The sequence below is a fragment of the Winogradskyella sp. genome, from assembly GCF_045105575.1.
GTDB lineage: Bacteria > Bacteroidota > Bacteroidia > Flavobacteriales > Flavobacteriaceae > Winogradskyella.
In genome coordinates, this window is the sequence record NZ_JBGCDQ010000012.1 from 13,759 (window position 1) to 32,515 (window position 18,757).

Here is an 18,757-nt window from a genome sequence, read left to right on the forward strand (position 1 = left end):
AAATTGAATTAGTCGTCTTTTTTACGGTTGCCGTAAAAATATAGTGAATGATTAGTTATTTCGATATCAAAAACCTCTTCTATGGTTTTTTTGATGGATTGAATGCGTGGATCACAAAATTCGATGACTTCACCAGTATCTGTTAAGATGACGTGATCGTGATTTTTATCGAAATATGATTTTTCGTAATGCGCCTGACTTTTTCCAAATTGGTGTTTCCGCACTAAAGCACAATCTAACAATAATTCTATGGTATTGTAAAGTGTTGCTCTACTGACACGATAGTTTTTGTTTTTCATTTTGATATATAAAGATTCAATATCAAAATGTTCTTCACTGTCGTAAATTTCTTGGAGTATAGCGTAGCGCTCAGGTGTTTTTCTATGACCTTTGTCTTCAAGGAACTGTGTAAACACGCGTTTTACGATTTCCTGATTACTTTCTTCTGTGTTTGCATTCATAATTAAGACACAAATTTAGGTAAATTTTAAATGATATGAATGATAAATATCAGGATTAAAACGAAAGAAATGAACAAGTTTTCAAGAGTGTTAACAAAACAAAATTGAGACTTTAAACTCGTGTGACCTTGTCGATACCGTTGATTTTTTTTAGTTTATCAATCAGCTTTTTTAGCATGGTTTGATTTTTGACTTCCACCGTAATTTTTCCAATAAAAACACCGTCATCACTAGAAAAACTAAGGCTTTTCATATTCACATGCATGTTTTCTGAAATTAACGATGTAATGTGGTTCACAAGTCCCATATCATCAATACCAGAAAGTGTAAGTTGCGAGGTGTAGACTTGTTGAGAAGAGTCAATCCATTTGGCTTGTAAAATACGGTAAGCATAATTAGATTGGAGGCTTACGGCATTTGGACAATTTTTTTTGTGAACTTTAATTCCGTCGTTTATGGTTAAAAATCCAAATACTTTATCACCAGGTATAGGATTACAGCAGTTGGCCAAAGTATAGTTGAGTTTTTCTTCCTCTTTACCAAATACCAGCATATCATATTTAGACGTAATTTCGTCTTTATTAATATCTTTTGGTACTGAAGGTTTGTAGATTTTATTTTTAAAATAGCTTACAAAAGCATTACTACGAGACGAAGCAAATGCTTTGAGTTTGGTGTTGTCGATACTACCAATACCGACTCTGTAAAATAAATCTAGAGACGTATTGAGTTTAAAATAGCTGACCAATTCATTAACCGACGATTCATTTAAAGACATTTTAAGCTGTTTCAATTTACGTCTTAAAATCTCTTTGCCTTCTTCCGCTATGAGTTTGGTGTCCTCGTTGAGTGCAGATTTAATTTTACTGCGTGCTCTGGCCGTTGTGGCATAGTCTAACCAATTGGCATTGGGTTTTGCATTCTCGGAAGTCATGATTTCAACACGGTCTCCACTTTGCAATTCGTGACTCAATGGCATCAATTTACCATTGACTTTTGCTCCACGTGTTTTCATGCCAACTTCGGTATGGATGCTAAACGCAAAATCGAGTGGAGTAGCACCTTTTGGCAATGATTTTAAATCTCCTTTAGGTGAAAAAACGAATATTTCTTTAGAATAAAGGTTAAGTTTAAACTGTTCTACAAAGTCTACCGCATCCGCTTCATTATTTTCTAAGGCTTCTTGCAGACGATTAATCCATAAATCGAGATTATCTTCCTTGGCTTCATCGTTTTTGTATTTGTAGTGCGCAGCATAGCCTTTTTCTGCGATTTCATTCATGCGCTCACTTCGTATCTGAACTTCTACCCAACGGCTTTTTGGACCAACAACGGTGATGTGTAAGGCTTCATAACCCGTTGATTTTGGTGAGGAAATCCAATCACGTAGTCGTATAGGGTTTGGTGTAAAGTGATCTGTAACAATAGAGTATATTTTCCAAGCCAAGAATTTTTCATTGGCTAAATCGGACTTGTATATGATCCGTACCGCAAATTTATCATAGACTTCTTCAAACGACACTCCTTGTTTTACCATTTTTCTTCGAATACTAAAAATGGATTTTGGTCGTCCTTTAATCTCGTAATTTAAACCTTCCGTATTCAAAGAATCTTCAATAACCTTGGTAAAGGCTTTAATATAAGCATCTTGATCTTCCTTACTATCTTCAATTTTTTCTAAAATATCAGTGTAGACTTCTGGTTCGGTATATTTTAAGCCTAAATCTTCGAGTTCAGATTTTATATTATACAGACCTATTCTATGTGCAAGTGGAGCGTATATGTATAAGGTTTCAGAAGCAATCTTAACTTGCTTGTCTGCTCGCATAGAATCCATGGTTTGCATATTGTGTAAACGGTCAGCAATTTTGATAATGATAACTCTAACATCATCATTCAAGGTGAGCAGCATTTTTCTGAAATTCTCGGCTTGTAAAGACACGTCCATGTCTTTTTTGAGACTGGATATTTTGGTGAGTCCATCAACAATTCTGGCCACAGTTTCTCCAAATAACTGTTCCATATCGTCAATAGTGTAATCTGGATTATCCTCAACTACATCATGCAACAAAGCCGCTGCAATGGATGTAGCATCCATACCAATTTCTTGGGCTACAATTTTTGCCACAGCAATAGGGTGAAAAATATAAGCTTCACCAGATTTTCTGCGCTGATCTTTATGCGCATCAACGGCCACCTCAAAAGCATGACGAATTAATTTCTTATCGTTGTCAGTTAAGGTCTGATAGCTAACTTTTAGTAGTTCTTTGTAAGCTTTGGCTATCGCTTTATTTTCTATTTCTATGGCTTCCTCAGTCATAGAACTAAAGTAGTAAAAGTTATGTTAATGGGCAATGGTTTTATTTAATGAAATTTTATAAATTAATTGAATCGACATCTTGTGTAATACATATGATTTAAGTAGTTGAGAATACTAGAATCAAATCATAAGTTGGTTGGTCGCAATATCTTGCACCATTATTTTTTGTGTCTCTAAATCTTTAGCATAAATCCAATCTAGAAATTCGCTAATAACTGATGTTTCTAGCTTTCCCCAATTTTCGTTGTTTCCAAAAGCATCTAAAGAAGCTTTTAGTGCTTTGTTCAGGTTAATATGTGCATCTTTTTCAGGGACATACTTTTTAAATAATGTAATGGCTTCTTCTTCATGTTCTTGGCAAAATAAATAACCTGCTTTAGTCGCACTTAAAAATTTGGTATAGTCTGATGCATTTTGTTGAATCTTGTTTTCATTTGCAGCAATTACGGGTGAATAAGAATACGGAATGTGATAGTCTTTCATTTTAAAATAAGATACACTATGGTCTAAACCTTCTGCTTCTATGGCTTCCCAGTTTAAGAAAATCCACGTGGCATCAAATGCATCATTTAAAACGGTATCCCAAATGCCTAATTTATTTGGATATGCAATAGTAAGGTCTCCTTTGCCACCATCATTTTTTATCATTTGCTTCACAATAGCATCTTCATACTTGGCTTGGTAAGAGCTGTAAGATTTTCCATCTAAATCTTTTGGGGACTTTATTTTACCATTATTTTTTACAACAATAGCACTTAGATCGTCTTTTAAAATGGCAGCAATAGCAATAAGATTAAAAGGTGTTGTTTTTGTTCTATAGCTAAGGATACTTTCTGTTGGACACAATGCAAAATCCGCAAGACCTAATTCTACTTTTTTGGCTGGTGTAACTTTATAGTTGTCTTCTGTTGGGTCAATAATGTTAAGATTGAGACCGTTTTCTTGATAGAAATTTTTCTCTTTTGCTACAAAAAATCCGATGTGGTTGATGTTGGGTGTCCAATCTAAGGCTAAAGTTAAATTTTTCATGTGTTTCGTTAGGATTTACTGTAAAAATACTAAAAGGTACTTCTTTATTGTTAAGCGGTTTAGATAAAATTTAATTCAACTTTAATGTTGGGTGTCATTATTTCTTTTGAAATCCATTAGTTATCATCCATGCTTTAAATTCCGAACACGTTCCAAAAGTGTAGGATGCGAATAATGCATAAATACATAAGCTTTGTGAGGTGTTAAATTGCTCAAACTATTTTTTGATAGCTTTTTTAACGACGTAATTAAAGGCTCGGCTTTGTAGGTGTTTTTGGCATAATCGTCAGCTTGGTATTCAAAAACTCTCGAAAAATGATTCATAACTAAACCAGTGATCTCCGAAATAGGCGAGTAGAGGAGTCCAAAAGCAATCAGTCCGACATGAAAACTCGGAATATCAACTCCAATAGCATTTGATAGTAAAGGATTTGAAATAAAAATGGATAAAATAAAAAGCGTCAATCCTGTGAGTAGGATAGAGGTGACTAAATTGAAAATGATATGCTTTTTTTTATAATGCCCAACTTCGTGTGCTAAAACAGCAACGATTTCCTCGTCGTCTAAATCATTAACTAAAGTATCGTAGAGGGTCACGCGTTTTTCACTACCAAAACCCGAAAAATAAGCATTAGCCTTGGTGCTGCGTTTAGAGCCATCGATAATAAATATTTTATCGAGATTAAAGCCAACGGATTCCGCATAAGCTGAAATTTTAGTTCGTAATGTCCCTTCTTCTAAAGGAGTTTGTTTGTTAAATAATGGTACAATGAGTTTGGAGTAAAACATATTCATAAAAACGGTAAAAAGTGTTACAATACCCCAAGTATAGAGCCAAAATTGCGCTCCTGTTATTTGGTAAAACCAAACAATAATGGTAATAATTCCTCCGCCAAGAATAACGGTCATCAGTAGGCCTTTCAATTTATCGAGCACAAACGTTTTTTTTGTCGTTTTATTAAATCCAAATTCTTCTTCAATCACAAAGGTTTTGTAATAGCCAAAAGGTGTGGTGATGATGTCGCTGGCAATCATAATAATTCCGAAGAAAATTAAAGCGATGATAATTGGGTTTTCAGAATAACGTCGAGCGATGTTATCGACGTATTCAAAACCATCTAAAAATAAAAAGCTTATGGTTAGTACAAATGAGAACAGAGAAGCCCAAATTCCAAATTTGTAATTGACGGTTTTATAAGCTTGTGATTTTTTATATTCCGTTTCATCATACACGTCATTTAGCGCATCAGGAATTGGGTCGTTATAATGTTTCGCATTAATAGCGTCAAGAATTTTATCTTTGATAAAGTTGATGATAATAATGGCGATGATGATATAGAAAAGTAGTTGTGCAGTCATAAAAATGATAATGTTTTAAATTCCAAATTCTAATCATTAACCTTTGGCATTTAGTTTTTGAGATTTGTTTTTTAGCGAAATTTTCTAAAGAAAATTTCGCTGTCGTTTCGCTTCAAAAATAAGAATTCCGGCAGCAACAGATACATTCATTGAGTCAATAACTCCTTGCATTGGTATGCTTATGTTTTGTGTTGCAGCAGCTCTCCATTCTTTAGTTAATCCTGTGGCTTCTGTGCCAACGACTATGGCTGTTGGTAAGGTGTAATCTTGTGTATGATAAGGTTTGGATTCTTGTAAAATTGCTGAGAAAATATTAAAGTTATATTTTTTTAGAAAGGCAATAGCATCTTCTGAACTTGCCATAGCAATTTCCGTTGTAAACACACAACCGACACTAGACCGAATAATATTAGGATTATATAAGTCCGATTTTGGATTGGCAATAATCACAGCATCGACGTTCGCTGCATCTGCAGTGCGCAACAAGGCACCAATATTTCCTGGTTTTTCTGGAGCTTCTGCCACTAAGATTAAAGGATTTTTAGAGGTGAATTTTAAATCATTAAGTTGATGATTTTTAGCTTTTACCACAGCAATGACGCCTTCTGTGGTATCTCTATGGGCTAATTTCTGAAAGACCTCTTTTGAAATTTCAATGATTTCAATATCGTGGCTATTCATTGCATTTGCTTCACTTTCTGAGAATAAATCAGGATAAAAAAGTAAAGTTTCAATCTTATAACCACCTTTTATAGACAAGGATAATTCGCGTTTGCCTTCAATTAAAAATTGATTGGATTTTTTACGTTGTCTAGATTTTTCTTTTAACAGAATTAACTGCTTAATTAGTGGGTTTTGTGGACTTGAAATAGATTTCATGACTATGAGGTTATGCATTGAAATGCAGGTTGACAAATTTAAGCGAATAAAATGAAACAATAATCTTTAAACAGGGTAGGTGTTTTTACTTTTTGTTTGTTTTATTAGTGAAACTAAACCATAAAACCCTAACTATGAAATTAAATTTACTCCACTTTTTCATCGCGTTATTCGCAGTATTATCATCTTACGCTCAAGTAGCAAACGGTCCTCAGATTTTTGAGGTTTGCGATGACACTAGTAATGATGGGTTTTATACGTTCGATTTAGCCATAATATCACCTCAAATTTTAGGTTCTCAAGATCCAAGTTTATTCAATGTATCCTATTTTATAACGCAGGCAGATGCGGATAGTAATAGTAATCAATTGCCATTTATTTTTACAAACTTCACAAATCCTCAAACTATTTATGCAACCGTTACTGATGTAAATACAGCTAATTTTGATACCACCACTGTAACTTTAATTATTAATCCTGCACCTGTAATAGTGGAAGTTACACCATTAGAGGCTTGCGATCCAGATAATAACGGCTTTACTGTATTTGATTTACAGCTTAAAGTTGATGAACTTTTAAACGGCCAAGATCCATCTGTTTTTATTGTGTCTTTTCACGAAACAGAAAGTGCGGCTATTATTGGTAATGATACAGTAACGTTATTATATGGTAATATTGTTCAGTCTATTCAAACGATTTATGCTAGAGTCGCAGATTTAAATACTAATTGTGCTGCTATTACGACTTTTGATTTGTTAGCGATAAGTTGTCCAGATACTGACAGTGATGGAGTTATTGATAGCGATGAAGATCTTAACAACAATGGAAATCTAGACGACGATGATAGTGATGATGATACAATACCTAACTATTTAGACACTGATGACGATGGAGATAATGTAGATACTATTGTAGAAATTAATGAAACTACAGAAAGAGCCAATACAATTCATTCTTTCGTCGATACAGACAATGACCTTATCGAAAATTATTTAGATAACGATGATGATGGAGATGGCATTCTTACCATAGATGAAGATTATAATAACAATGGAGATCCAACTGACGATGACACCAATAACAATACTGTTCCAGATTATCTTGAAAGTGCTGTAGCGCTAAGTCTGAATGAATTTATTACTATGAATTTTAGTGTATTTCCAAATCCTGCAAAAGACGAATTTACCATTCAATTAACAAGTTCTTATTCTGAAATAGGAAACCTTACGATTTACAACATTCAAGGAAAAATGATTTTGAAGGACATTAATGTTGATGGAAATAGAACCATTGTAGATATTTCAAGTTTAGAAAGTGGTTTGTATTTTGCGGAATTAACCGTTGGAAATGCATCAACCGTTCAAAAATTAATTGTTGATTAAGGTGACATAAAAATTCAATAGAAAGGAGCTTCAGAGTAATTCTGAAGCTTTTTTTGTAATTACTTTTATTTAATTTCGTCAAACCAGAAGAACTATCAAATAACCATGAAAAAAACTGTCTCAGTATTACTTATAGCAATGCTTTTTATAGCGTGTAAAAATGAAATGAAAGATAATAGTACCACTATTGAAACTGTAAAGGCAGAAGATATTACTACAAGTATTTATCCAGAAGCGATAACCAAAGTTTTCGATGCACATGGTGGTATTGATAATTGGAACACCATGCAAACTCTCTCTTTTGCTATGGACAAATCTACAGGGAAAGAAGTGACCATAACCCATTTAAAAACGAGAGCAGAACGTATTGAAACACCAACTTATAGCTTAGGTTACAATGGCGAAACCCAATGGTTGGTTGAGCATGAAGGTATGGAATATACAGGGAATGCTAAATTTTATAAAGGACTAATGATGTATTTTTATGCCATGCCGTTTATTGTAGGTGACGATGGCATTACATACGAAACTGCCGAACCTTTAGTTTTTGAAGGCAAAACGTATCCAGGAATTTTAATTTCTTACGATGCTGGAGTAGGAGTATCGCCAGATGACCAATACATTATTTATTACAACGCTGAAACCGGACAAATGGAATGGTTAGGTTACACGGTTACGTTTGGTAAAGAAGGTAAAAGCAAAGATTTTCGTTTTATTAGATATAACAATTGGCAAACCATTAATGGTTTAGTCTTACCCAAAAGCGTCGATTGGTACACTATTGAAAATAATGTGCCAATAGCAAAACGCAATACAGTAGAATTCACGGAAGTGTTACTCTCTCAAAACGCACCAGAAAAAAGCCTGTTTGTAAAACCTGAAAGTGCTAAAATTATCGATTAGTTTAAACTGAATTGATGGTGTAAATGTTGTAGTCTTCATTCCAAGTGCAGCGTTCAATACTTGAAAAATTAAAATGAGATTCTAACATTTTGGTTTCGGTTGGATTGATATAAATGATCGTTAAGTTTCGAGGATGCTTTACGAGCGACTGTTTTAAATTTTTAACGACTTTTTCAAAAAGAGTACCATTAAAAGGATTGTACATAAATAAGACTCCATCTGTTTTATCAAATTTATAAGTTGTAGCGTCTATATTTAATATCGAAATCTTCGACTTTAATTTAGATTTAGCAAAAAATGCAGTTGTATTTTTCTCAGAGATATCGCAAAGTTCTTTTGACAGTTCTATGCCTTTCACTGCGCTGAATCCGTAGGCATTTGCTAACAGTAAAATACGTCCTTTTCCAGAGCCTAGGTCAATAAACGTTTGATTTTTATCGAGATTTAAACGTTTTAATAGCTTTTTAACTAAAAGCGTATTCGCGCCTTGGTAGTGTCCATAATCCGTTGTAAAATTATGTTCTTTTAGAAACTTTTCTCGAGATTTTCCGGCAACCGTATCGAGTTGATACTTCTTGTCAAAATAAATATTATAAAGGTGAGAAGTACTAGCTCTAAATGTTCTCACAATGCCTTGACGCCTAATTTTACTGATAGTACGTTTTAGAGTGTTCCAAGGATTCATATGGTATCTTAATTATAAAACCATCTAAATTCATTGCAGACAATAAAAATTTAGATGGTTATGAGGATGTGGTTTTAAAATCTAATCTTCCTGATTATATTTTTTTGCATAGCGTTTCCAAAGTTCTGTTTGGTGGGTTTCTAAGCTTAATTTTCTGCCATCAATAAAGGCATGAGTCAGTTGGTTGGTGCGCATGTCTAAAGCATCACCTTCACTTATAAATAGCGTCGCACTTTTACCAGCTTCTAAAGTACCATACTTAACATCTATACCCATAATTTTGGCAGGATTCTGTGTAATTAACTGTAATGCCTGCGCTTTAGTTAAGCCATGTGCTACAGTAGTACCAGCATAAAATGGTAGGTTTCTTGAATTCATGCGTTCCATTTGTCCGCTAGGTTCTAAGGCGACTAAAACTCCTGCATCTACTAATTGTTTTGCTAATTTGAAGGGTAAATCGTAATCGTCATCTTCTAAATTTGGTCTAGAATGGACACGTCTTAAAAACACAGACACCTCATTTTGTTTCAAAAAGCTAGCAACATTTGCAGCTTGGTAACCACCAACAATGGTGATTTTAGAAACGTTATGAGACTTTGCAAAATTCACAGCATCAGTAATACTTTTTTCATCATCTGCAGCAATATATAAATGTTTACTGCCATCGGCCAAACCGTTCATAGCTTCGTATGGTAAATGACGTTCTGCTTTATCTCCGTTGTTATAGCTTTTTGCTTCAGTAAAATAATCGCTTAATTCTTTCACTTGTTTAGCATAGTCTTTATTTGGTTTTAAGCCTGGATCTTCACCTAGCCACCAACGTCCTCTGCTAAAACTACTTGGCCAATTGATATGTAAACCATTATCTATTTCTATAGCCGCATCTTCCCAATTCCATGCATCATACTGAACCACAGATGAGGTGCCAGAAATACGTCCTCCTCTTGGCACAACTTGGCCAACTAACACGCCATTTGGTCGCATAGATTCAATCACTTTAGATTCTGCATTATAGGCGATAATACTTCTAATGTGTGGATTGAATGTACCCAGTTCTGCCAAATCATTAGAGGCTTTTACAGCATCAACTTCAACTAATCCTAAAGTTCCGTTGGCTACAATAAAGCCAGGATAAACATGTTTGCCTTTCGCATTAATCACCTCCATACTTTGTGGTTCAAAAGGGACTTCCGAACTTTTACCAATCGCAGAAATTTTTCCGTCTTTAATAACAATGACGCTATTTTCTATAACGTCTCCATTTCCTAGATGCGCCGTACCATTAGCAATAACAATAGTTTTGGTCTGTTTTGCGGCTGGTGTTTGCTGTGCTGAACTAAGCGTAAGACATAACAGAAATAATAGGGTGTTTATTTTATTTAATAGTTTCATTTTATATCGTATTAGTTGTGGTTGTGCTCCGTATGTTCGTTATCCATGGAATCACAATGCAATAATTTGTCTTCTTTCTTTTTAACAGGCTGTGTTTTTAAGCCTTTGTTTTTATCTTGAAGCATTAAAGTAATCAATTCGCTTTTCTCTTTCTTAATAGCGTTACGCATTTGTTTGTCTTTTTCTAAATCGAAATAAGTCACTCCTTCAATAATCGTTTTTTCGGCTTTTGCATAAATGGATAATGGATGGTCGGTCCATAAAACCACATCGGCATCTTTACCAACTTTTAGGCTTCCAACACGTTTGTCGAGATGTAATAATTTGGCAGGATTCAAAGTCACAAACTTTAAAGCGTCTTCTTCACTAACACCTCCATATTTTATGGATTTTGCAGCTTCTTGATTTAAACGACGTGCCATTTCAGCATCATCACTATTAATCGCTGTAACAACTCCAGCCTTATGCATTATCGCTGCATTGTAAGGTATGGCATCATTAACTTCATATTTATAAGCCCACCAATCACTGAATGTAGATCCACCAACTCCGTGCTCAGCCATTTTATCAGCAACTTTATAACCTTCAAGGATGTGCGTAAACGTATTGATCTTAAAATTGAATTGCTCTGCCACCTTCATCAGCATATTAATTTCACTTTGCACATAAGAATGACACGAAATGAAACGCTCTTTATTCAAAATTTCAGCCAACACTTCCATTTCTGTATCTTTTCGGTAAGGCTTGCCACTTTTCTTGGCATCGTCATAGGCTTTTGCACGACTGAAATAATCCACAAAAACTTGCTCAACTCCCATACGAGATTGTGGGAAACGTGAATTGGTTCGGCTTCGCGATTGCTTTACATTTTCACCTAATGCAAATTTGATAAACTTTGGAGAATCATCATAAACTAAATCATCTGCACTTTCTCCCCATTTTAGTTTAATGATAGCAGAACGCCCTCCAATAGGATTCGCAGATCCATGTAAAATTTGTATCGACGTTACACCTCCTGCTAAATTGCGATAGATGTCTACATCTTCATCATCTAAAACATCTTCAATGGTCACTTCTGCCGAAGAATTTTGTCCGCCTTCGTTTATAGATGCTGCTGCAATATGAGAATGTTCGTCAATAATACCAGCCGTAATATGTTTGCCTGTAGCATCAATTACTGTTGCTTTGTTACTCGAAAGGTTTTTACCAATTTTTGAAATCTTTCCATCTTTAATTAAGATATCGGTATTTTCTAAAACTCCATCTTTCTCGTTGGTCCAAAGCGTTGCATTTTTGAATAATAAGGTTTCTGATTTTGGTTTTTCTGTAAATCCATAAGCTAAGTTAGGATAGGTAATCGGACTCATAAAAGGTACATCAGTATCGTCTTCTGTTTTCTTTTTAGAATCCTTTTTATCTGAGTCTTCGGATTTGGATTTAGTCGTATAAAAAGGCAAACTATTGCCGTTTGGTAATATAGTTTTACCATCAAGTACATTCGTATTTGCAGCATTGGCAACAATTCTAATAAATTCTTTTTTAGTACTATCAGCCGTTTTAAAGGTGAGGTTCATCCAATCGTCCTTGTAACTCATTTTTGTGCCTAAAGACTTGTCGTTACTTTCTAGTTTTGCGCTTGGCTTAGACGTACTGCCAGAAATTGAAAGTTTATAAGTTTCACCTGCTAGTTTAAAATTGTAATCACCATCAATATCTTTGGTGGTCATACTTTCAAGAACATGTGGTGTGCCTTGTACCCAATTTTCAAAAAGTTTAGTTTTCTTTTCAAAAATATCACCATCTGTAATTAAGAAATTAGCGTAGCTTCCTGTTTTTAATGTGCCTAAAACATCAGATTTCCCTAATAATGAGGCTGGAATCGTGGTGAGTGCTTCCAATGCCTTTTGTTTAGAAAGTCCCATTTCAATGGCTTTCATTAAGTTACTTGAAAATGATTTTACCGCTTTTAAACCGTGGGTGGTTAATGCAAAATTAATACCGTTTTCTGCTAATAATCTTGGGTTATGTGGCTCTTGGTTCCAAGTTCTCATATCACTTAAAGATAAGGTGCTTGCCAAAAAGGCATCCTCTACATCGTAAGCCAATTGAAAATTGATAGGAAGAATCACTGTGGCATTGGTTGCTTTAACTTCGGCAATACGCTCATATTCATCTCCACCACCTACAATGGTATATTGAATATTAAAAGCATCACCAACTTTATCGGCTCGCATCAGATTGGCTCTACTACCAGCTTCAAAAATTTGAAGTAAGTTTTTGTTGCCATTTAGAGCTTCTAATGATAAGTCTTTGGTGTTAATCTTACCAGCTTCGTACCATTTAGCATCATCATACATTTGGCGTAATAAAGCCATACTTCCCATAATGGAAGATGGATAAGACTGTCGTGATTTTACACTCTTGCTAAACGATAAATGTTGTGTGGTTTCGCCATCTACAACGCGCAGTGCGTTATCTGCATTATTGTTGAGTGCAATTAAGGCTCCTGTGCCACGCACCACACCATCTGGCATGTGTGTATTTACGACACCAAAACCTAATTTGTGCATTTCGGAAGCCGATTTAGCATCATAGGTAAAAGACGCCATCACATCTTGCTCTGGCATTATATGGTCGTTCCAGTAAAAACCACTTCTACTGGCTGCGTATTGCGGGCCATTGCCACCACGCTTCGGTTTTTCTACACCGAACGTGGTATATAAATCAATAAACGATGGATAAATAGTTTTTCCTGAAAGATCAATTTTGGTGGTATTCTTCGGAATGCTTACTGACGCACCTACACTAATCACTTTGCCATCTTTAATAAGAAGTGTGGCATTGTCTAAAACTTCGGTTGGTGAGACATGAATTGTTACATTGGTAAATGCCGTGTAATTTGAATTATTTGAAACTACTCCAGAATTACTGGGAAAATAGTCTTGTGCAAATAGCGAAACGCTGCACATGCATATGAGCAGCCGTAAATATAGTTTTTTCATAAAAAGGGATGGTTAATTAACTTCCTAAAGATATCAATTAAAGCTTAAGTTGAGATGAAATCGAAATATTTTAACGTTTTTATTTATGGAATCGCTAAAGTGCTTTGTCATCATAATAATTAACTAAAAGCGCAACGACATAGCTATAACTTTTCATGCCTGCTGATTGATTATTGGCTTTTAAGAAATTATCGAAGGTCGTTTCGAAAATAGGTTCTAGAGGATTTTCGTAAGATTGCCAAAAATCCTTGACCTCTTGATAGTTTTTAAGGATGCCTTTGTTAATTGTAGGAAGCAGTTTTTCATAAACTTCAGGGTCTCTTTTATAAATTTCGGCTAAGCAATACCGAAGTCCGAAGGTGTAACCCGAATATTTGAAATAAAGGTCGTCGTTATGAATCGCTGCCAAACTGCCTATAAAATTAGCTTCGTTTTCGGCAGCATAACCCATTTGATGCGCTGCTTCATGGCACGATGTGGTTGGAAATTTATAAGTGGCAATTAAGCCGTTCACCTGAGCTTCATTAGTAAAAGGATTTAAATAACCCGAAAATCCCATATAGGTTAAGGGTAAACTGTAAATAGATTTTTTAAGGCTTTTGCGTTCGTAGTTGAGGTGCGGATAAACTTCGGAAAGTGTTTGGTAACCATTTTGAACTTTATTAAAAATTTCAGCTTTGGTGTATGGAAATTCTATTTTTATGGTGTCGTGTATGGCAAGCTCATTGTGTACACGATTCGATTTTGAAATTAAACGCTCTGTAAATGAAATGAGCTGTTCAGTGTTATAATCTGCTTTAATGTTTAGCGATTTGTTAAGCGGTTGTCTATAATAATTAAAAGCCCAAAGGATGTGGAATGCAAAATAAGCGATGGATAAGGTGGCTCCAATATCTAACAGCCAATTTATGGTGTCTTTAATCATACGTTTTCTATTGACGATGAGCCAGCGGATGAGATAAATTCCAGCTAAGGTATAAAAGATGTCACCAACGGAAAATGGAACCCACCCAAACACATAGCGACTAAGTTTCGATATAAACACATAAAGGCCATTACTGTAATATTGCTCAACAAATTGAGGGTATGCTTTCAGGATTGAGATGAATCCAAATAATAATAAGAAGGAAAAGGCAATAATGACTTTTTTATAGTTCTGCATACACTAAAAATAGAAGATTTAAACTAAAAAAGCTTGAGTTAATGAGACTCAAGCTTTTAAAACAATGTTATTAAAAATTAATTAGTTGACTTTAATTAATTCTACTTCAAAAACTAACGTCATAAAAGGTTTTATGATACCATTAGGTCGTGGATTAGCTCCATAAGCTAATTCTTGAGGAATAAAAAACTTATATTTAGCTCCTTCTTTCATTAGTTGAATGCCTTCAGTCCAACCTTTAACAACGGCATTTAAAGCTGTTGTATATGAGTCAGAACTATCAAACTCGGTTCCATCAATCGTTGTACCTTTGTAAGCTACAGTCACATTAGCTGAAGGACCATCGGGTTGTTTTCCTGTACCTTCCTTTACCACTATATATTGTAATCCGCTTTGCGTAATTTTTACGTCTGGTTTTGATTTGTTAGCTTCTAAAAAAGCTAAATTTGCTTTTTTAATATCAGCGAATTTTGCTTCTAGCTCGTTCTGTTGTTTAAGTCTTTGTTCTTCTTGAAGTTTCTTACCAAATGTTTGAAGAATAGCTTGATGATTTACTTCAGGGATTTTTAAATCAGTTGAATCTGCAACATCATGATAGCCTTTTATAAAAGCATCAAGATTTAAGTTAGGCACTTGATTTAAAAGTCCTTTTGCCTGATTTGCACCAATAGCATAACTAACAGAATCTATATTGTTAGTTAAAATAATGTCAGCATTTGTATTTCCTTTATTGTTGCAAGCTAATAGCGTTATAGCTAAAACAATGTATCCTATTCTTATTTTCATTTTTTTTGAATTTTTATTCAAACACGAAAGTATAATAAATATTGTTTTTTTTAAAGCATCTTTAGAAAAAAGACTAAGCCTTATTTCGTAAATTTGCAATTCAATAAATGATAGACATATGAGTTCAGAAATAAGAGCCTTAGAGCCAAAACAACTTTGGAATAAATTCGCAGATTTAAATGCTGTACCACGACCTTCTAAAAAGGAAGCGCGTGTTATTCAATTTATGAAAGATTTTGGAGCAAATCTCGGTTTAGAAACTATAGAGGATGAAGTTGGAAATGTGATTATTCGCAAACCTGCGACTAAAGGCATGGAAGATCGAAAAGCCATCGTTATGCAAAGTCATTTAGATATGGTGCATCAAAAAAATAACGATACCGAGTTTAATTTTGATGAGCAAGGGATTGAAATGCATGTGGTAGGTGATTGGGTAAAAGCAAAAGGCACAACACTTGGTGCAGATAATGGGTTAGGAGTGGCAACAATTATGGCTATTTTAGAAAGTGATACCATTGCGCATCCTGCATTAGAAGCCTTGTTCACTATTGATGAAGAAACAGGAATGACTGGTGCGAAAGGTTTAAAAGGTGGTTTACTTAAAGGTGAGATTCTTTTAAATCTTGATACGGAAGAAGATGACGAAATCGGAGTCGGTTGTGCTGGTGGAGTCGATGTTACTGCTACACGCGAGTATAAAGAAGAAGAGACTCCGGAATTTAAATTAGGCTATAAAATAACCGTTAAAGGCTTGCAAGGTGGTCATTCAGGCATGCAAATTCATGAAGGTTTGGGTAATTCCAATAAATTAATGAACCGTTTGTTATTTGATGGTTTTGAGAACTTTGGATTGCGTATTTCTGAAATTGATGGTGGTAGTTTACGAAACGCCATCCCAAGAGAAAGTAATGCAACGGTTGCTATTGACGCTGTGCATGAAGCTGCTTTTGAAGCGGAAATGAAAATAGTTGCAGACGAATTAAAAGTCGAATTTAAAACCATGGAACCAGATTTGGAAATCGTGATTTCTAAGATTGAGACTCCTAAAAAAATAATGGATTTAGGTGTGCAAGAAGGCTTAACTAGAGCGCTGTATGCTGCTTGGAACGGCGTTTATCGTATGAGTCCTGATATTAAAGGTTTAGTAGAAACGTCTAATAATGTGGCACGTGTCATTGTAAAAGATGGTCATATTAAAATAGGCTGTTTAACCCGCAGTTCCGTAGAAAGTACCAAGCTAGATTTGGCGAATACCTTACGCGCTACGTTTGAATTAACAGGTTGCGAAGTAGAATTATCTGGTGATTATCCTGGTTGGGCTCCGAATATGGATTCTGATATTTTAAAAGTATTAGTGCCGATTTATGAGCGTTTAAATAATGGCGAAAAACCAAACGTTGCTGCTTGCCACGCAGGTTTGGAATGTGGAATTTTAGGTACCAACTATCCAAATATGGATATGATTAGTTTTGGCCCAAATATTAAAGGAGCACACTCACCAGATGAACGTGCTCAGATTTCTTCAGCACAAAAGTATTGGAAATTTGTTTTAGAGATTTTAGCAAATATTCCTAAACGATAATTTTAGTTTACGATACAAAAAAAGCAGCTCGAAAAGCTGCTTTTTTTTGTTTGTTCTAAGAGTAGAATTAATTTTTAATACTTACCAATTCCACATCAAAAACGAGGTTAGCACTCGGCGGAATCACAGGAGGATTTCCGTTTTCTCCATAACCTAAATAATAAGGAATAAATACTCTGGCTTTATCTCCAATCTTCATATTTAACATCGCTTCTCTAAAACCTGCAATTAAACGTGCTGTTTCGTTGTATGGCATATCAAATGGAGCGTAACGACCAGCTTGGTCTTGTCTTTCGTCATATTTTCCATTTTTCTCGGCAACATCTTTCTTCGTCGTCCAAAATAAATCTCCATTTTCTAAATAACCAGCGCAATCAATGTTGACACGGTCTGTAGATTTTGGCGTAACACCATTACTTTCATTTGTAAAAATCATGGCCATACCTGTTGGTGATTCTATACGACGTCCTTTGAGTGATTCGCTATTTTTTAACCATTCTTTTCGGGCAACTTCCGCTCTGGCTTTGGCTGCTTTTTGTGCTTCTTCTTTTGCTTTTAAAATATTCTCTTCCACCTTAGGCATTTCTTCCGTAAATATTTTAGGTGCATCAAAGCTTTTTGCGGCTGATCCCTTTCTGATAATATTTAATTTAGAAATTACAACATCTTCAACAGGTTTGTTTCTTGCTGCAACTTTTACATTAGAGATAGAATCTTGTACTTCGAGCCCTTTTACTAACTCACCAAAGACGGAATGACAGCTTACTCCACGTTGGTCGCACGGTTTCATTTTTCCTTGAGCATCAAAAGCATCTCCTCTCGGGTATGGTGCTTCGGTTATAAAGAATTGACTTCCGTTAGTATTGATACCTCCACCATTAGCCATAGATAAAATACCAGGTTTATCATGTTTTAAATCTGCCGAAAAGTCTGCTGCAAATTTGTATCCAGGTGTGCCGGTACCACTGGCTGTTGGATCACCACCTTGTATCATGAAATTATCCATCACACGATGAAATGTAATCCCATCATAAAAAGGTTTCCCTTTATACTTTTCTTCTGCCATTGGATGATTGCCTTCTGCAAGTGCTACAAAATTGGCTACTGTTACAGGTACCTTATCATGGTATAGTTTGGCAACCATGGTCCCTTTAGTTGTTACGAATTCTGCATAGAGGCCATCGTCTAAATCAGGATAAAGACGTTCTTGGCAAGAAATATTTGCCAAAACTAAGAGTACAACAAATGCTGTAATTGCTTTTCTAATCATTTTTTTGAGTTATTGTGTTTAAAGTTACTTTACAAATTAAAGGAACATTTGTTCCTATTTTATATTCATCGCCATAATAGCCAAATGCTTTTTGAGATGGAAACAAAAATGTGGCTGTTTCAGTTGGTTTTAAAAGTTTTAAACCTTCACGTAAACCAGTGAATAATTCTTCCTTGTCCATAACATAGGTTTTTACTTTGTCTGGATAGATCTCAGTACCTTCAATATTAGAAACATTAAAAGTGAAATTGACAACATCACCAAATTGCGGTTGAATGGTATCATTTTCCATTTTAGTATTGTAGTAATACCAAAAACCACTTTTTGAAGCCACATAGGCTTTATCTGGATTACTTTTTATAATATGTTGTAGTTGTTCGCGTTCGCGTTCGTTCAGTTTTTTATTGCGTTCTGCTGAGGCTTTTAAAAACGAGCCTGATTGCACGGATTCTGGCATGCGTGCTTCAGGTGATTTACAACTGAAACACAAAAAGGAAAAAATAAATAGAATGAGTAGGTTTTTCATTTCAAATAATTTATGACCT

At 35.0% G+C, this 18,757-nt stretch carries 15 protein-coding genes; 3 read left to right on the plus strand and 12 right to left on the minus strand.

All coding sequences use genetic code 11. The features are described from left to right. Nucleotides 1-8: 8 nt before the first annotated feature. The 5 genes from AB8B52_RS03630 to AB8B52_RS03650 form a co-directional block, all read right to left on the minus strand. Entirely contained in the window at nucleotides 9-461 is a 453-nt protein-coding gene (locus AB8B52_RS03630; RefSeq protein WP_406025341.1) for a Fur family transcriptional regulator, read from the minus strand. Nucleotides 462-573: 112 nt separating this feature from the next. Beyond that, entirely contained in the window at nucleotides 574-2,781 is a 2,208-nt protein-coding gene (locus AB8B52_RS03635; protein ID WP_406025343.1) for a RelA/SpoT family protein, read from the minus strand. Nucleotides 2,782-2,901: 120 nt separating this feature from the next. Next, nucleotides 2,902-3,810: an ABC transporter substrate-binding protein gene (locus AB8B52_RS03640; protein WP_406025344.1), complete on the minus strand. Its 909-nt coding sequence runs from the start codon at nucleotides 3,808-3,810 to the stop codon at nucleotides 2,902-2,904. A 123-nt stretch (nucleotides 3,811-3,933) separates the two neighbouring features. After that, entirely contained in the window at nucleotides 3,934-5,169 is a 1,236-nt protein-coding gene (locus tag AB8B52_RS03645) for a M48 family metallopeptidase (RefSeq protein ID WP_406025346.1), read from the minus strand. Nucleotides 5,170-5,253: 84 nt separating this feature from the next. After that, nucleotides 5,254-6,048, minus strand: coding sequence for a TrmH family RNA methyltransferase (locus tag AB8B52_RS03650; protein WP_406025348.1), 795 nt, complete (start codon nucleotides 6,046-6,048; stop codon nucleotides 5,254-5,256). Between the two features lie 134 nt (nucleotides 6,049-6,182). Between AB8B52_RS03650 and AB8B52_RS03655 the strand changes: the two genes are divergently transcribed. Together AB8B52_RS03655 and AB8B52_RS03660 are read left to right on the plus strand one after the other, a co-directional pair. Continuing rightward, the gene (locus AB8B52_RS03655; protein WP_406025350.1) at nucleotides 6,183-7,430 is read left to right on the plus strand and encodes a T9SS type A sorting domain-containing protein; all 1,248 of its coding nucleotides are present in this window, start codon (nucleotides 6,183-6,185) and stop codon (nucleotides 7,428-7,430) included. Between the two features lie 105 nt (nucleotides 7,431-7,535). Next, the gene (locus AB8B52_RS03660; protein ID WP_406025352.1) at nucleotides 7,536-8,333 is read left to right on the plus strand and encodes a DUF6503 family protein; all 798 of its coding nucleotides are present in this window, start codon (nucleotides 7,536-7,538) and stop codon (nucleotides 8,331-8,333) included. A 1-nt stretch (nucleotide 8,334) separates the two neighbouring features. Here the strand turns inward: AB8B52_RS03660 and AB8B52_RS03665 are convergent, their stop codons facing one another. The 5 genes from AB8B52_RS03665 to AB8B52_RS03685 all read right to left on the minus strand — a co-directional run bounded on the left by AB8B52_RS03665 (nucleotide 8,335) and on the right by AB8B52_RS03685 (nucleotide 15,360). Next, on the minus strand, nucleotides 8,335-9,018 hold the full coding sequence (locus AB8B52_RS03665) for a hypothetical protein (RefSeq protein ID WP_406025354.1): 684 nt from the start codon (nucleotides 9,016-9,018) through the stop codon (nucleotides 8,335-8,337). A gap of 81 nt (nucleotides 9,019-9,099) precedes the next feature. Continuing rightward, complete coding sequence (locus AB8B52_RS03670) at nucleotides 9,100-10,410, minus strand: amidohydrolase family protein (protein ID WP_406025356.1); 1,311 nt, start codon at nucleotides 10,408-10,410, stop codon at nucleotides 9,100-9,102. Between the two features lie 11 nt (nucleotides 10,411-10,421). Continuing rightward, nucleotides 10,422-13,412 carry an amidohydrolase family protein gene (locus tag AB8B52_RS03675; protein WP_406025358.1) on the minus strand — a complete coding sequence of 997 codons (2,991 nt, stop codon included), beginning with the start codon at nucleotides 13,410-13,412 and terminating at the stop codon, nucleotides 10,422-10,424. 94 nt (nucleotides 13,413-13,506) lie between these two features. Next, nucleotides 13,507-14,574: a DUF3810 domain-containing protein gene (locus AB8B52_RS03680; RefSeq protein ID WP_406025360.1), complete on the minus strand. Its 1,068-nt coding sequence runs from the start codon at nucleotides 14,572-14,574 to the stop codon at nucleotides 13,507-13,509. Between the two features lie 81 nt (nucleotides 14,575-14,655). Beyond that, nucleotides 14,656-15,360, minus strand: a complete 705-nt coding sequence (locus tag AB8B52_RS03685) for an FKBP-type peptidyl-prolyl cis-trans isomerase (protein ID WP_406025361.1) — start codon at nucleotides 15,358-15,360, stop codon at nucleotides 14,656-14,658. A 118-nt stretch (nucleotides 15,361-15,478) separates the two neighbouring features. Here AB8B52_RS03685 and AB8B52_RS03690 point away from each other — a divergent pair, with 118 nt between their 5' ends. Beyond that, nucleotides 15,479-16,942 (plus strand): aminoacyl-histidine dipeptidase, encoded by a 1,464-nt coding sequence (locus AB8B52_RS03690; protein ID WP_406025363.1) that lies wholly within the window; start codon nucleotides 15,479-15,481, stop codon nucleotides 16,940-16,942. A 67-nt stretch (nucleotides 16,943-17,009) separates the two neighbouring features. Here AB8B52_RS03690 and AB8B52_RS03695 read toward each other — a convergent pair whose 3' ends face one another. Together AB8B52_RS03695 and gldI are read right to left on the minus strand one after the other, a co-directional pair. Beyond that, nucleotides 17,010-18,212: a peptidylprolyl isomerase gene (locus tag AB8B52_RS03695; RefSeq protein ID WP_406025365.1), complete on the minus strand. Its 1,203-nt coding sequence runs from the start codon at nucleotides 18,210-18,212 to the stop codon at nucleotides 17,010-17,012. Continuing rightward, on the minus strand, nucleotides 18,205-18,738 hold the full coding sequence (gldI, locus tag AB8B52_RS03700) for a gliding motility-associated peptidyl-prolyl isomerase GldI (RefSeq protein ID WP_406025367.1): 534 nt from the start codon (nucleotides 18,736-18,738) through the stop codon (nucleotides 18,205-18,207). The genes AB8B52_RS03695 and gldI overlap by 8 nt, the downstream gene beginning before the upstream one ends. Between the last annotated feature and the right edge of the window lie 19 nt (nucleotides 18,739-18,757).

Bases quoted from the DNA above. Each gene is read 5' to 3' on its own strand.
- AB8B52_RS03690 (WP_406025363.1), top strand. From the start codon at position 15,479: ATGAGTTCAGAAATAAGAGCCTTAGAGCCAAAACAACTTTGGAATAAA.
- AB8B52_RS03635 (WP_406025343.1), bottom strand. From the start codon at position 2,781: ATGACTGAGGAAGCCATAGAAATAGAAAATAAAGCGATAGCCAAAGCT.
- AB8B52_RS03660 (WP_406025352.1), top strand. From the start codon at position 7,536: ATGAAAAAAACTGTCTCAGTATTACTTATAGCAATGCTTTTTATAGCG.
- AB8B52_RS03695 (WP_406025365.1), bottom strand. From the start codon at position 18,212: ATGATTAGAAAAGCAATTACAGCATTTGTTGTACTCTTAGTTTTGGCA.
- AB8B52_RS03650 (WP_406025348.1), bottom strand. From the start codon at position 6,048: ATGAAATCTATTTCAAGTCCACAAAACCCACTAATTAAGCAGTTAATT.
- AB8B52_RS03680 (WP_406025360.1), bottom strand. From the start codon at position 14,574: ATGCAGAACTATAAAAAAGTCATTATTGCCTTTTCCTTCTTATTATTA.
- AB8B52_RS03675 (WP_406025358.1), bottom strand. From the start codon at position 13,412: ATGAAAAAACTATATTTACGGCTGCTCATATGCATGTGCAGCGTTTCG.
- AB8B52_RS03670 (WP_406025356.1), bottom strand. From the start codon at position 10,410: ATGAAACTATTAAATAAAATAAACACCCTATTATTTCTGTTATGTCTT.
- AB8B52_RS03685 (WP_406025361.1), bottom strand. From the start codon at position 15,360: ATGAAAATAAGAATAGGATACATTGTTTTAGCTATAACGCTATTAGCT.
- AB8B52_RS03630 (WP_406025341.1), bottom strand. From the start codon at position 461: ATGAATGCAAACACAGAAGAAAGTAATCAGGAAATCGTAAAACGCGTG.
- AB8B52_RS03665 (WP_406025354.1), bottom strand. From the start codon at position 9,018: ATGAATCCTTGGAACACTCTAAAACGTACTATCAGTAAAATTAGGCGT.
- gldI (WP_406025367.1), bottom strand. From the start codon at position 18,738: ATGAAAAACCTACTCATTCTATTTATTTTTTCCTTTTTGTGTTTCAGT.
- AB8B52_RS03645 (WP_406025346.1), bottom strand. From the start codon at position 5,169: ATGACTGCACAACTACTTTTCTATATCATCATCGCCATTATTATCATC.
- AB8B52_RS03655 (WP_406025350.1), top strand. From the start codon at position 6,183: ATGAAATTAAATTTACTCCACTTTTTCATCGCGTTATTCGCAGTATTA.
- AB8B52_RS03640 (WP_406025344.1), bottom strand. From the start codon at position 3,810: ATGAAAAATTTAACTTTAGCCTTAGATTGGACACCCAACATCAACCAC.